The 13,394-nt window shown below is 63.5% G+C and carries 10 protein-coding genes; 9 read left to right on the top strand and 1 reads right to left on the bottom strand.

The window, feature by feature from the left end; genetic code table 11:
• Positions 1–5 precede the first annotated feature (5 nt).
• The 9 genes from KZO25_RS19605 (at position 6) to KZO25_RS19645 (ending at position 10,861) form a co-directional block, all read left to right on the top strand.
• Positions 6–182 carry a hypothetical protein gene (locus KZO25_RS19605; protein WP_043517015.1) on the top strand — a complete coding sequence of 59 codons (177 nt, stop codon included), beginning with the start codon at positions 6–8 and terminating at the stop codon, positions 180–182.
• On the top strand, positions 172–3,123 hold the full coding sequence (locus tag KZO25_RS19610; RefSeq protein ID WP_223138194.1) for an ATP-binding protein: 2,952 nt from the start codon (positions 172–174) through the stop codon (positions 3,121–3,123). Before KZO25_RS19605 ends, KZO25_RS19610 begins: the two co-directional genes overlap by 11 nt.
• The gene (locus KZO25_RS19615) at positions 3,101–4,495 is read left to right on the top strand and encodes a sigma-54-dependent transcriptional regulator (RefSeq protein ID WP_223138195.1); all 1,395 of its coding nucleotides are present in this window, start codon (positions 3,101–3,103) and stop codon (positions 4,493–4,495) included. Before KZO25_RS19610 ends, KZO25_RS19615 begins: the two co-directional genes overlap by 23 nt.
• 856 nt (positions 4,496–5,351) lie before the next feature.
• Positions 5,352–6,755: a polynucleotide adenylyltransferase PcnB gene (gene pcnB / locus KZO25_RS19620; RefSeq protein WP_223138196.1), complete on the top strand. Its 1,404-nt coding sequence runs from the start codon at positions 5,352–5,354 to the stop codon at positions 6,753–6,755.
• A complete protein-coding gene (folK, locus tag KZO25_RS19625; protein WP_316935942.1) occupies positions 6,752–7,255 on the top strand; it encodes a 2-amino-4-hydroxy-6-hydroxymethyldihydropteridine diphosphokinase in 504 nt (167 codons plus the stop codon). Before pcnB ends, folK begins: the two co-directional genes overlap by 4 nt.
• Positions 7,256–7,355: 100 nt before the next feature.
• Positions 7,356–8,147, top strand: a complete 792-nt coding sequence (panB, locus tag KZO25_RS19630) for a 3-methyl-2-oxobutanoate hydroxymethyltransferase (RefSeq protein WP_066451846.1) — start codon at positions 7,356–7,358, stop codon at positions 8,145–8,147.
• A gap of 77 nt (positions 8,148–8,224) precedes the next feature.
• Positions 8,225–9,073, top strand: a complete 849-nt coding sequence (gene panC / locus KZO25_RS19635; RefSeq protein WP_223138197.1) for a pantoate--beta-alanine ligase — start codon at positions 8,225–8,227, stop codon at positions 9,071–9,073.
• A 60-nt stretch (positions 9,074–9,133) separates the two neighbouring features.
• Positions 9,134–9,514 (top strand): aspartate 1-decarboxylase, encoded by a 381-nt coding sequence (panD, locus tag KZO25_RS19640; RefSeq protein WP_223138198.1) that lies wholly within the window; start codon positions 9,134–9,136, stop codon positions 9,512–9,514.
• A 171-nt stretch (positions 9,515–9,685) separates the two neighbouring features.
• Positions 9,686–10,861 (top strand): acetyl-CoA C-acetyltransferase, encoded by a 1,176-nt coding sequence (locus KZO25_RS19645; protein WP_066451849.1) that lies wholly within the window; start codon positions 9,686–9,688, stop codon positions 10,859–10,861.
• Between the two features lie 169 nt (positions 10,862–11,030).
• Here the strand turns inward: KZO25_RS19645 and pnp are convergent, their stop codons facing one another.
• Positions 11,031–13,163, bottom strand: coding sequence for a polyribonucleotide nucleotidyltransferase (pnp, locus tag KZO25_RS19650; RefSeq protein ID WP_201025338.1), 2,133 nt, complete (start codon positions 13,161–13,163; stop codon positions 11,031–11,033).
• Positions 13,164–13,394: the final 231 nt, after the last annotated feature.

A 13,394-nucleotide genomic window follows, 5' to 3' on the forward strand; every position in this document is an offset into this window, starting at 1 on the left:
ACGCCGTGTACGTCTATCGCATCATGCTGCTGCTGGTATTCGGGGGCTACCTGCTCTCGCCGCTGCTGATGAGCGGCTGGTCCAGCCCGGGGGTGGCCTGGTACCGCCCCTTCGTCATATGGGGAATACTTATTGCGCTGACGTTATGGCTGGAGCAGAAGAGGAAGCTGGATGAACAATAGCCTGGCCAGCGTCTTCGCCCTGGGCACCAGCTATCTGCTGCTGATGTTCCTGTGCGCCCTGGCGGTGGAGCGCGGCTGGATCGGCCGCCGCATTACCCGCCACCCCGCCGTCTATACCCTGGCATTAGGGGTGTATGCCAGCGCCTGGGCCATCTACGGCAGCCTGGAGCTTGCCGCCAGCGAAGGGTACGGCTATCTCGCCTACTACCTGGGCGTGGCCGGCGCTTTCCTGCTGGCGCCGGTCCTGCTGGTCCCCATTCAGCGCATGACCCATACCTACCAGCTCTCCTCGCTGGCCGATCTCTTTGCCTTTCGCTTTCGCTCACGCTGGGTCGGCACCCTGGTAACGATCATCAGTCTGCTGGCTGTGCTTCCCCTGCTCGCTCTACAGGTGCAGACCCTGGGTGATGCCATCTACCTGATGACAGGCGCGGCCTCACCTGCCCTCCTGGCACTGGTCTTCAGCGCTCTTATAGCCCTGTTCGCCATGCTTTTCGGTACCCGGCACAGGCACCAGTACGCTCGGCATGACACGCTGCTGACGGTCATCGCCTTGACCTCGCTCATCAAGCTCGGCGCCATGCTGGCGCTGGGAGGGATTGCCCTGTTCGTGGTCTTCGATGGTCCAGCCGACCTGCAGCTCTGGCTGGATGGCCCCGGCCAGGCCTATCAGGCGGGAGTGACACAGCCCGATGCGGCCCACTGGCGCACCCTCTTGCTGCTGTTTTTCGCTGCGGCCTTGCTGATGCCGCACATCTTCCATATTACCTTTGCCGAGACGCTCTCACGGCACACCCTGCTTCAAGCCAGCTGGTCCCTGCCACTGTTTCTGCTGCTGATGGCAATACCTGTGCCGCTGATCCTGTGGGCCGGCCAGCGACTGGGAAGCGATCAACTGATCGGTTCCGCCTATCTGGCCTTCGGGCTATCGGAATCATTCTGGGTCCAGGCGCTCGCCTTCATCGCCGGCCTGGCCGCCACCAGCGCGACCATGGTGATCATCGCCCTGGCCCTGTCGGGGATGATCCTCAATCATGTGCTGCTGGTCGCGCACCCCCCGGAAGCCCAACCCAACCTCTATCGCTGGCTGCGCTGGCTTCGTCGCGGGCTGATCGCCGCGGTAATCCTGGGTGGGTGGCTCTTCTACCGTACTGTCGGGGTCAATCATGACCTGACCACCCTCGGGCTCGCCGCCTTTGTCGGCATGGCGCAGTGCCTGCCGGGCCTGCTTGCGCTGCTCTACTGGCCGGGAGCCAATCGCAAGGGCATGGTATCGGGCCTGGTCATCGGGACTCTGGTCTGGCTTGTCGGCCTGTGGCTACCCCTGCTCACAGCCCTCCCCGCCCTGGTGCTGATACCACCCGGGCTGGAGATGCTCGCCGGCGAGCCGAACTGGTATGTCGTAACCCTGGTGTCGCTGGCCGCAAACAGTCTGACTTTCATCATCGTGTCGCTGGCCACCCGTACCTCTCCCGGCGAGCGTGCCGCTGCCGAGGCCTGCTCGGTGGACGCCGTGATCCGCCCCAAGCGCCTGCCCCTGCAGGCAGCCACCGGTGAAGAGTTCAAGCAACCCCTGGCCAGGGCGCTCGGTGACGAAGTCGCCGAACGGGAAGTGGAGCGAGCCCTGACCGACCTGGGCCTTTCCCCCCTGGACGGCCGCCCCTATGCGTTGCGCCGCCTGCGCGACCGGATCCAGGCCAACCTTTCCGGCCTCATGGGGCCCTCGGTGGCCCAGGATATCGTCGACCGCTACCTGCCCTACCGGCGTGGTGGCCAGGAACCCACCGATGACATCCACTTCGTCGAGAGCCGCCTGGAAGCCTATCGCTCACGCCTGACCGGACTGGCCCGGGAGCTGGATGGGCTACGTCGCTACCATCGTCGCATCCTGACACGGCTACCCGTGGGGCTGTGCGCCTTCGGTGTCGACGACGAACTGCTGATGTGGAACGACGCCCTGGCCGAGCTCTCCGGCATCGATGGCAATAGCGTGATCGGCGCCCGCCGCGACGGCCTCCCTGCCCCCTGGGGAGATCTGTTGAGTCGAGCCGAGCAGGAGGATCACCTCTATAAGCAGGCGGTGACACTGGAGGACGGCACCCGCTACCTGACCCTGCACCGGGCCGAACTCAAGGCCGACGACGACGTCCGCGGCGGCACCGTGATACTGATCGAGGACCATAGCGAAATGAAGTGGCTGGAAGACGAGCTGGTCCATGCGGCTCGTCTTGCCTCCATCGGCCAGCTTGCCGCCGGGGTCGCCCATGAGATCGGCAACCCCATCACCGGCATCTCGTCGCTGGCCCAGAACCTGCGCTATGACACCAGTGATCCCGAAGTCCTGGAAACTGCTGCCCAGATACAGCAGTTGACCGACCGTGTCTCCCGTATCGTGAGCTCACTGGTGGGCTTCGCCCACGGCGGCCGCCACATCGGCGGCACCAGCTTCGCCCCGGTCTCAGTCGCGGCCGTTACCGACGAGGCCTTGCACTTGTTACAGCTGGCACGCTCAGGCGAGGATGTGAGGTACCATAATCTCTGCCCTGCCGAACTGGAGGTGATCGGCGATGCCCAGCGGCTCCAGCAGGTGATGATCAATCTGCTGAGCAATGCCCGCGACGCCAGCCAGCCGGGTGGCAACATCGTGATAGCCGCGGAGCCGGAAGGCCGCATGGTGAGAGTGACCGTCACCGACGAAGGCGAGGGGCTCGACGCCAGAGTCCGCGATCACCTGTTCGAGCCCTTCACTACTACCAAGCCACCGGGTGAGGGAACCGGCCTGGGGCTGCCGCTGGTCTACAGCATCATTGCCGAGCATCATGGAAGAATCGAAATCGAGTCACCGCCCCCCGGGCATGAATGCGGCACCCGCATCTGCCTGTGGCTGCCCACCGAACGACAGGATGGTGAAGAGACGAATGAGCAGGATTCTGATCGTTGAAGACGAGGCTATCATTCGCACCGCCCTTCGGCGGCTGCTGGAACGCCATGACTATCGCGTCAGTGAAGCCGGCTCGGTCGATGAGGCGCTCGCCCTGGATCCCAAGAACTTCGATTTGGTGATCAGCGACCTACGCCTGCCCGGCGAGCCGGGAACCGCCCTTATCGCCAGCGTGGCGCCGGTTCCGGTGCTGATCATGACCAGCTACGCCAGCATGCGCTCGGCGGTCGATGCCCTGAAGGAAGGCGCCGTCGACTATGTGGCCAAGCCATTCGACCATGACGAGCTGCTCGAAACGGTGTCCAGGGTACTGCACCAGCGCTCCTCCCAGCGCTCGCCGCCGCCGGACATCACCGATGCGGGCGGCTCACGCCAGCAGATGATCGGCGAGTGTCACGCCATGCAGGCTGTCTACACACGCATCCGCAAGACGGCACCGGCAGACGTCACGGTGCTGATCCAGGGCGAGTCGGGAACCGGCAAGGAGCTGGTGGCCCGGGCCATTCATCAGCAGAGCAAGCGCGCCGCGGCAGCACTGATCAGCGTCAACTGCGCCGCCATTCCCGAGACGCTGATCGAATCCGAGCTCTTCGGCCATGAAAAAGGGGCTTTCACCGGCGCCAGTGCCGCTCGCACCGGACTGGTGGAGGCAGCCGACGGCGGCACCCTGTTTCTCGACGAAATCGGGGAACTGCCCCTGGATGCACAGGCCCGCCTGCTGCGGGTCCTGCAGGAGGGTGAGATCCGCCGTATCGGCTCGGTGGAGACCCGTCATGTCAATGTTCGCCTCATCGCCGCCACCCACCGCGACCTGCGGGCCCTGTCGAAGACCGGCGAGTTCCGGCTCGATCTCTACTATCGCCTCAACGTGATGCAGATCGACCTGCCACCGCTGCGTGACCGCGACGAGGACGTCCTGACCATCGCCGATGTTTTGCTGGAAAAGGCGTGCCGGCGTCACGAGCGCAACGGCCTGCGTCTCTCACGTGCCGCACGCCAGGAAATCAGGGACTACCCGTGGCCGGGCAACGTCCGCGAACTGGAGAATGCTCTGGAGCGCGGCGTGATACTCGCGGAAGGTCACCTGATCCACCCCGATGACCTGGGCCTCCACCCCGCTCGGCCGGCCTCATCCCGGCTGCCCCTCGAACCGATGCCGAGAACGGTCGAACCGGTCGAGAGCGAACAGGACGAGAATGGTGACGACCTTTCCCTGGAGGATTATTTCCAGCATTTCGTCCTGGAGCATCAGGATCAGATGAGCGAGACGGAGCTTGCCCAGAAGCTGGGCATCAGTCGCAAGTGCCTGTGGGAGCGGCGCCAGCGCCTGGGCATTCCGCGCAAGAAGCAGGCCCGACGCAGCAGTGCCTAACCCATCAGCGATGGGGTGCGAGGGCCGACTACGACTATTGTCCAAGCGCCGCTGGCATATGCCAGCGGCGCTTTTTTGCTGATTCGCCGGGGGTTTTGCACCAGGTGTTACCTTACCACCCAGAATTTGCCCCGCGATGGCTCAAGCCGGGTAACACCCGATGGGGGACCGCTTCGGCTTTACCACGCACCAAAACGTAACCCACTGTTTTGCAATGCCGATAACCGTCATGGCATGTGGCGTGCAATATTTACGGGTAAGAAAAACAACATCCGACTGTCACCCGCGCCAACAACAACAACAAGGCGGTCAGGCGAGACAGAGCCCGCACCAACAACAACAAGGCGGGTTGTGAACGATGCGGACGCGGGAGCAATAACAACAAGCTCATCCCGACATGCTCCGCCCTTCGAAGCCTTGAACAACAGCAACAATATGCGCTCGAAGCACCGGATCCCAGGACGCGACGCGCTCACAATGGCTACCAACAAGAACAAGGGCCAGAGAAGCGCGCCTTCGGCAACAATAGCAACAAGCCGAAGGTAGGCATATTCACGATGCCGTCGTGGTTGGATTATTGTTTTGAATACGAGGCGGTCGCAACCAGGAACGTCAACAATCACAACAACATTGCTTGCCTGTGAAATCTTGGTGACTGTGGTGCGTATTCAAGGCGATGTGCCATCACGAAGAAGAAACAGCCGCATGGACGCAGCATTTTCAGCTTGTCAGAGGAGGCCAATCGGCCTCCTCTTTTGCTGTTTGGGCTGTACAGCGATTCGGCGCAGCGCTTTGCAAGGTGTCGCTGGTCGACTACACTCAACAACTTTCGCAAACTGCGAGTCGATATCGCCGCATGTTCAAAGGATTTACCCGCTTTCTGCAGAGCCCTGGCGAACATCTCAGGTCACTCTTCGGCCCCGATGATGCCGCCGCCGCTGAACTAGCCGGCCCGCGGATCATTCCCCGTAACGAGCACCCCGTATCGCGCCAGCACTTCAGTGAGTCGGCGCTCAAGGTACTCTATCGCCTGCACAATGCAGGATATGAGGCCTATCTGGTTGGCGGCTGCATTCGTGATTCATTCCTGGGCCGAATGCCCAAGGATTTCGACGTCGCCACCGATGCCACGCCGGAGCAGGTACGCGAGCTGTTTCGCAACTCGCGGATCATCGGTCGACGCTTTCGCATCGTGCATGTGCGCTTCGGTCGCGAAGTCATTGAGGTCACTACCTTTCGTGGCAGACCCAACGACGACCATGGCGACCACATCGCCCAGCAGTCCGAGCAAGGCCTGCTGCTGCGTGACAATGTCTGGGGCAATATCCAGGAAGATGCCGTGCGCCGCGATTTCACCATCAATGCGCTCTACTACAGCATCGCCGACTTCTCGATTCATGATTTCGCCAACGGCGCTCGCGACATCGAGTCCCGCACCCTGCGCATGATCGGCGACCCGACGACACGCTACCGCGAAGACCCCGTGCGCATGCTGCGCGCCATCCGCTTCGCCGCCAAGCTCGACTTCCAAATTGCGCCTGGCTCCGAGGCGCCGATCCATGAGCAGGCCCATCTGCTGCTGCAGATCCCGCCCGCACGGTTGTTCGACGAGATACTCAAGCTGTTCATGGCCGGCCATGGTGTCGAAACCTTCCGCATGCTGCGCCACTATGGCCTGTTTCCCATGCTCTTCCCCGAAACGGAAGAAGCCATGGCCACGCTGCCCTGGACCGAAGGCCTGATCGAGGCGGCCCTGGCCAGCACCGACAAGCGTATCCGTGAGGAGCGTCCGGTAACGCCGGCCTTCCTGTTCGCAGCACTGCTGTGGGGGCCCGTACAGCTTCGCCAGGCGACGCTGGAGGAGGATGGGATGCCGCCCATCCCCGCACTTCAGCTGGCGTCTCAGCAGGTGCTCTCGCGCCAGCTGAAGCACATTTCGATCCCCAAGCGCTTCAGCATGCCGATGCGCGACATCTGGGACCTACAGCAGCGACTACCCCTGCGTCGCGGCAAACGCGCACTGCAGACCCGGGAACATCCGCGCTTTCGCGCCGCCTACGACTTCCTGCTGCTGCGGGAAGAGGCTGGCGAGGTCGAACCCGGACTTGGCGACTGGTGGACCGCCTTTCAGGAAGGCGACGAACACGAGCAGTTGCGCCTGCTGGAGAAAGCCGGCGCCAACGCCACGCCCGGTGATCGCCCCAAGCGCCGCCGGCCCCGCAAGCGCCGCCGACGCAGTGCGCCCCCCGATAACCCGTGATCCCCCTGGTTGACGTCTACGTGGGGCTTGGCAGCAACCTCGACGAGCCCGCAACACAGGTGGCCCTGGCACTCGAGGCGCTCGGCGAGCTGCCGTTGACGCAGCGGGTAGGCGTGTCGAGCCTGTATGCCAGCCGTCCCGTCGGGCCGCAGGACCAGCCCGACTTCATCAATGCCGTGGCCCATCTGGCGACGCGGCTCTCCCCACTGGCGCTGCTCGATCAACTGCAGGCACTGGAACAGCGCCATCGCCGCGTTCGCCAGCGCCACTGGGGTCCCCGCACCCTGGATCTGGACCTGCTATTGTTTGGGAAACAGGTCATCGCAACACCACGACTACAGGTGCCCCACCCAGAGATGAAGGCACGCGCCTTTGTCTTGGTCCCTCTCGCCGAGCTGGCGCCAACGCTGATCCTTCCCGGTGGCCAAAGTGTCACCGCGCTGGCCGAGCAGCAGAGATCACCGGACCTGATCAGAGTGTTACCTTATAACCCAGGATAAGTGTTACCTATCGACACCACGCCCGCATTCTGGTAACAATCACGCGCAAAGGCAGCGCGGAGAACACCGCGCCGACCCGAGGACAACATGAGAGCACGCCATGAAAACCGTCACCCTGAGCACTCTGAAGGCCCATAAGCGCGCAGGCGAAACCTTCAGTTGCCTGACGGCCTATGACGCCTCCTTTGCTCGGAGCGCGTCCGAGGCCGGCATCGAAGTGCTGCTGGTCGGTGATTCCCTGGGCATGGTCCTGCAAGGCCACGCCAGCACCCTCCCGGTCACCCTGGACGACATCTGCTACCACACCCGCTGCGTGGCCCGTGGCAAGGATCAAAGCCTGCTGATGGTCGACCTCCCTTTCATGAGCAACTCCAGCCAGGAGCGCCTGCTGCAGGACGCCGGTGCGCTGATGCGTGCCGGTGCCGAGCTGGTCAAGGTGGAAGGCGAGGCGTGGATGGCCGACGGCATTCGCGAGCTGACACGGCGGGGGGTGCCCGTCTGCGCCCACCTGGGCCTGACGCCGCAGACCGTCTACCAGCTAGGCGGCTACAAGGTGCAGGGTCGCGATGCCGAGCGCGCCACCCAGATTCTCGAGGATGCACGCACCCTGGTGGCAGCCGGCGCCTCGGTAATACTGCTGGAGTGCGTGCCGGCCAGCCTCGGCCGCGCCATCACAGAGGCACTTGACGTGCCGGTGATCGGTATCGGCGCCGGCCCCGACACCGATGGCCAGATACTGGTGATGCATGACGTGCTGGGAGTGACCCACGGCCGCATGCCGCGTTTCGTCAAGAACTTCATGGCAGAGGCCGACGACATTCCAGGCGCCTTCCGCCGCTATCACGAGGACGTCAAGGCGCGCCGCTTCCCGGCCGAGGAACACAGTTTCTAGGATATGTTCGAAAAGGCGGCGAGCGAAGGCACTTTTCGTGCAAGGCCTGGCTCCCTCGTGACACCCTGGAGTTCTAGATGCGTACCCTGAGAGACATCCCTGAGCTGCGAGAGACCCTCGGTGCGTACCGCCGCCGCGGCCAGCGTATCGCCCTGGTGCCGACCATGGGCAACCTGCACGCCGGTCATCTCGCCCTGGTGGAGGCAGCGCGCCGCCATGGCGACGTGGTGGTGGCGACCATCTTCGTCAACCCGCTCCAGTTCGGCCCCAATGAGGATCTGGACGCCTACCCACGCACCATGGTCGATGACCAGGCCAAGCTCGAAGAGGCAGGCTGTGACCTGCTGTTTGCCCCTGATACGGCCATGCTCTATCCCCGCGGCATGGAGGAACAGACTCGTGTCTGCGTGCCTGCCGTCAGCGAGGGGCTCTGTGGTGGCGCAAGACCCGGCCACTTCGACGGCGTATCTACCGTGGTGAGCATTCTGTTCAACCTGGTGCAGCCCGACACGGCCTGCTTCGGTGAAAAGGATTACCAGCAGCTGGCGGTGATTCGCAAGCTGGTGGAAGACCTCCACTTCCCCGTCGAGATCGTCGGCGTACCCATCGTACGGGCCGAGGATGGTCTGGCGCTCTCCTCGCGCAACGGCTACCTGGCCCCCGACCAGCGCGCCATCGCTCCCCTGCTGTACCAGACGCTCTGCGAGTTGCGCGACGCCCTCGAGGCCGGCGAGCCAGTCACCGCCAGCCTGGGAGCAGGGCTGGCAAGGCTACGGGAAAATGGCTTCGAGCCAGACTACCTGGAGCTGCGTGGCCTCGACCTGGCACCGGTCGACGAGTCCACCCGTGATGCCGTGCTCCTCGCCGCCGCCCGGCTGGGGCCAACCCGCCTGATCGACAACCTGACCCTGACCCTGCCGCGCTGACCCACTGACGCGGCATTCAATGTGCACCCTGTGCATCGTATTCCGGAGGAAGCTGCTCCCATGTACACCATCATGCTCAAGGCCAAGCTCCACATGGCCCGCGTCACCCATGCCGTACTCAACTATGAAGGCTCCTGTGCCATCGACGGTGACCTGCTGGACCTCTCCGGCATCCGCGAAAACGAGCAGATCCAGATCTATAACGTCGAGAACGGCCAGCGCTTCACTACCTACGCCATCCGCGCCGAAGAGGGCTCTCAGGTCATCTCCATCAATGGCGCCGCCGCCCACCTGGCCGGCCCCGGCGACCGCGTGATCATCTGCAGCTACGCCCACTACAGCGATGCCGAGCTGGACAATCATCAGCCGGCACTGGTCTATCTGAAGGAAGGTAACGACATCAGCCACACCAGCAACGCCATCCCCGTTCAGCTCGCTTGACGAGTAGCCGCACCCTCCGCGGGCTGTTCGCCGACCACGATGCCATGGGCTGCGGCATGGCCCGGGGACGCTGACTGACGAATTTCACCCCATTGGGGCATTGCCGCAGCGCACAAGCGTCGCCTATGCTGACAGGGCTACCGTCTGCGACCGATTTCAGGAGTGTTTCTTATGCAAGATGTGGTGATCGTTGCCGCCCGCCGTACCGCCGTGGGAGCCTTCGGTGGCTCTCTGGCCGGAATTCCCGCCAGCGACCTGGGTGCCCTGGTGATCAAGGACATCCTCGCCAGCACCGGTGTCTCCGGCGACCAGGTCGATGAAGTGCTCCTGGGTCAGGTCCTGACCGCCGGTGTGGGCCAGAACCCCGCCCGACAGGCCGCCATCAAGGCCGGCCTGCCCGACACCGTACCCGCCATGACCATCAACAAGGTCTGCGGCTCGGGCCTCAAGGCCCTGCACCTGGCCACCCAGGCGATTCGCTGCGGTGACGCCGAGCTGATCCTCGCCGGCGGCCAAGAGAACATGTCGGCATCCCCGCACGTGCTGCCCAATTCGCGCAACGGTCAGCGCATGGGCGACTGGAAGGCCATCGACACCATGGTCCACGACGGCCTTTGGGATGCCTTCAACAACTATCACATGGGTATCACCGCCGAGAACCTGGCCGAGAAGTACGACATCACCCGCGAACAGATGGATGAGTTCGCCGCGGCTTCCCAGCAAAAGGCCGCCGCCGCCATACGTGACGGCAAGTTCAAGAGCCAGATCGTCCCGGTGGAAATACCCCAGCGCAAGGGCGACCCGGTGGTCTTCGATACCGACGAAAACCCGCGCGAAGTGAGTGCCGACAAGCTCGGCGGCATGCGCCCGGCCTTCAAGAAGGATGGCACCATTACCGCCGGCAACGCCTCCTCGCTCAACGACGGTGCCGCCGTGGTGATGATCTGTTCCGCCGACAAGGCCAAGCAGCTGGGCCTGGAGCCGCTCGCCCGCATTGCCGCCTACTCCAACGCCGGCGTCGATCCGGCCATCATGGGTATCGGCCCGGCACCGGCCACCCGTCGCTGCCTGGAGAAGGCCGGCTGGTCGCTGGATGACCTCGACCTGGTGGAGGCCAACGAAGCCTTCGCCGCCCAGGCCCTGTCGGTGAACAAGGAGCTGGGCTGGGATGTCTCCAAGGTCAACGTCAATGGCGGCGCCATTGCACTTGGCCACCCGATCGGCGCTTCCGGCTGCCGCGTGCTGGTGACCCTGCTGCACGAGATGATCGCGCGCGATGCCAAGAAGGGCCTTGCGACCCTGTGTATCGGCGGCGGGCAAGGCGTGGCACTGGCGATTGAAAGATAAAGGCACCGCTCGGGACAGGCCTCAGCGGAGGTCTTTTGCCAGGTAAGGGTTTACAGCGCCTCCGTGATGGTCCGACACTTGGGGCCTGTCGCCGGATCAGCCGCGATGCTAAAAAAACCGCCCCCATGGCCAGGCCATGGGGGCGGTTTTCGTTGGAGCCCTGGCTGTCTTAGACGACAGGTTCGGCTTCCGCCGCTTCGAAGGCGGCCTTCTCTTCCGGAGTGATCTCCTTGATCGAGAGCTTCACCCGGTTGCGATTGTCGATATCGAGCACCTTGACGATGACTTCGTCGCCCTCATTGAGGAAGTCGCGCACGTCGTTGACCCGCTCGGGCACGATCTGCGAGATATGCACCAGCCCGTCGGTTCCCGGCATGATGTTGATGAAGGCGCCAAAGTCGGCAATGCGTACCACCTTGCCGCGGTAGAGCTTGCCGATTTCTGCCTCGGCGGTGATCGCCAGCACGGTATCGATGGCCTTCTTGGCCGCCGCCTTGTCCTCGGCGTAGATACGCACGGTGCCGTCGTCGTCGAGATCGATGGAGGCGCCGGTGTCTTCGCAGATCTTGCGAATGGTGGCGCCGCCCTTGCCGATGACGTCGCGGATCTTGTCCGGGTCGATCTTGATGGTTGCCATGGAGGGGGCGTTTTCGGACACCTCCGCACGACTCTGGGCGATCACGTCGTTCATCTGCTGGAGGATATGCAGGCGAGCCTCATTGGCCTGCTGAAGGGCAACCTCCATGATCTCCTCGTTGATCCCCTCGATCTTGATATCCATCTGCAGCGCAGTCACACCGGCAGACGAACCAGCCACCTTGAAGTCCATATCACCCAGGTGATCCTCATCGCCCAGGATATCGGTCAATACGGCGAAGCCGTCGGCATCCTTGACCAGGCCCATGGCGATACCCGCCACCGGTGCCTTCATCGGCACGCCGGCGTCCATCAGTGCCAGCGAGGAGCCGCACACGGATGCCATTGAGCTCGAGCCGTTGGACTCGGTGATCTCCGATACCACACGGATGGTGTAGGGGAAGTCCTCGGACGTGGGCAGCATGGCCTCGATGCTGCGACGGGCCAGGCGGCCGTGGCCAATTTCGCGACGCTTGGGTCCACCCATGAAGCCAGCTTCACCCACGCAATAGGGAGGGAAGTTGTAGTGCAGCATGAAGCGGTCCTTGCGCTCACCCTCCAGCGACTCGATCAGCTGAGCATCGCGCAGGGTACCCAGGGTGGCGATGACGATGGCCTGGGTCTCGCCGCGGGTGAAGATCGACGAGCCATGGGTCTTGGGCAGGCTACCCACTTCGATATTCAAAGGCCGCACTGTCTTCTGGTCACGGCCATCGATACGCGGCTCGCCCTTGACGACGCGGGAGCGAACCACACGCTTCTCCAGCGCGGCGAAGGCGCCTTTGACCTCATCGGCATCGAACTTGCCTTCCTCTTCACCGGCGAGCTGCTCGACGGCCTCGGCCTTGAGTGCTGACAGGGCGTCCTGCCGGGCCATCTTGTCGGTGACACGATAGGCCTCGCCCACCTTGGCCTCGAAGCCCTGGGCAATGGCGTCCTTGAGGGGCGTGTTCTCGGCGGGCGGCTGCCAGTCCCACTTCGGCTTGCCGGCCTCGGCGGTCAGCTCCTTGATGGCCTCGATGGCGACCTGCATCTCCTGGTGGCCATAGAGCACGGCGCCCAGCATTTCGTCCTCGAGCAGCTCCTTGGCCTCGGACTCCACCATCAGCACCGCTTTCTCGGTACCGGCAACGACCATGTTCAGCTCGGAGTTGGCAAGCTCTTCCACGGTGGGGTTGAGGAAGTAGCCCTTCTCCTCGTCGAAGCCCACCCGCGCGGCACCCAGGGGGCCGTTGAACGGCACGCCGGCGATGCACAGCGCCGCGGAGGTGCCGAGCATGGCGGCGATGTCCGGGTCATGGTTGCGGTCGGTAGAGAGGACGGTACAGATCACCTGCACCTCGTTCATGAACCCCTTGGGGAACAGCGGGCGAACCGGGCGATCGATCAGGCGAGACGTGAGGGTCTCCTTCTCTGTAGGCCGCCCCTCGCGCTTGAAGAAGCCGCCGGGGATCTTGCCAACCGCGTAGGTTTTTTCCTGATAGAACACCGCCAGGGGGAAGAAGTCCTGCCCTGGCTTGAGCTCTTTCTTGGCGACGACGGTGCATAGCACCACGGTATCGTCCATGGTGACCAACACGGCACCGCTGGCCTGGCGGGCGATGCGCCCGGTTTCCAGGGTGACGGTGCTGCGACCGTACTGAAATGTTTTCTTGACCGGATTCACGGCGACTTCCTTCAACGTTACTTTTCTGTGTTTGGGTCGTTTTGACTCGGCGACTATTTTAGGGGTTGACGCGCCTCAGGGCCACCGGTTAGCGACATTTCCACAAGGCAATCGTGTATCCCCGCCTCTCGGGGCTGTCCGGCGACAGGCCTGCCCCCGGTGCCCCTTAGGTCATGCATGCAGAATCGAGTAGGAGGGGGAGTCGCCTCCCCCGTCCTCTCACACCACCGG

It is taken from the genome of Halomonas sp. ANAO-440, assembly GCF_019915905.1.
Classification (GTDB): domain Bacteria; phylum Pseudomonadota; class Gammaproteobacteria; order Pseudomonadales; family Halomonadaceae; genus Halomonas; species Halomonas chromatireducens.

What these genes read in the sequence shown, in the direction of transcription:
- KZO25_RS19610 (WP_223138194.1), top strand. Translation starts at nt 172, where the DNA reads ATGAACAATAGCCTGGCCAGCGTCTTCGCCCTGGGCACCAGCTATCTG.
- KZO25_RS19615 (WP_223138195.1), top strand. Translation starts at nt 3,101, where the DNA reads ATGAGCAGGATTCTGATCGTTGAAGACGAGGCTATCATTCGCACCGCC.
- pcnB (WP_223138196.1), top strand. Translation starts at nt 5,352, where the DNA reads ATGTTCAAAGGATTTACCCGCTTTCTGCAGAGCCCTGGCGAACATCTC.
- panB (WP_066451846.1), top strand. Translation starts at nt 7,356, where the DNA reads ATGAAAACCGTCACCCTGAGCACTCTGAAGGCCCATAAGCGCGCAGGC.
- panC (WP_223138197.1), top strand. Translation starts at nt 8,225, where the DNA reads ATGCGTACCCTGAGAGACATCCCTGAGCTGCGAGAGACCCTCGGTGCG.
- panD (WP_223138198.1), top strand. Translation starts at nt 9,134, where the DNA reads ATGTACACCATCATGCTCAAGGCCAAGCTCCACATGGCCCGCGTCACC.
- KZO25_RS19645 (WP_066451849.1), top strand. Translation starts at nt 9,686, where the DNA reads ATGCAAGATGTGGTGATCGTTGCCGCCCGCCGTACCGCCGTGGGAGCC.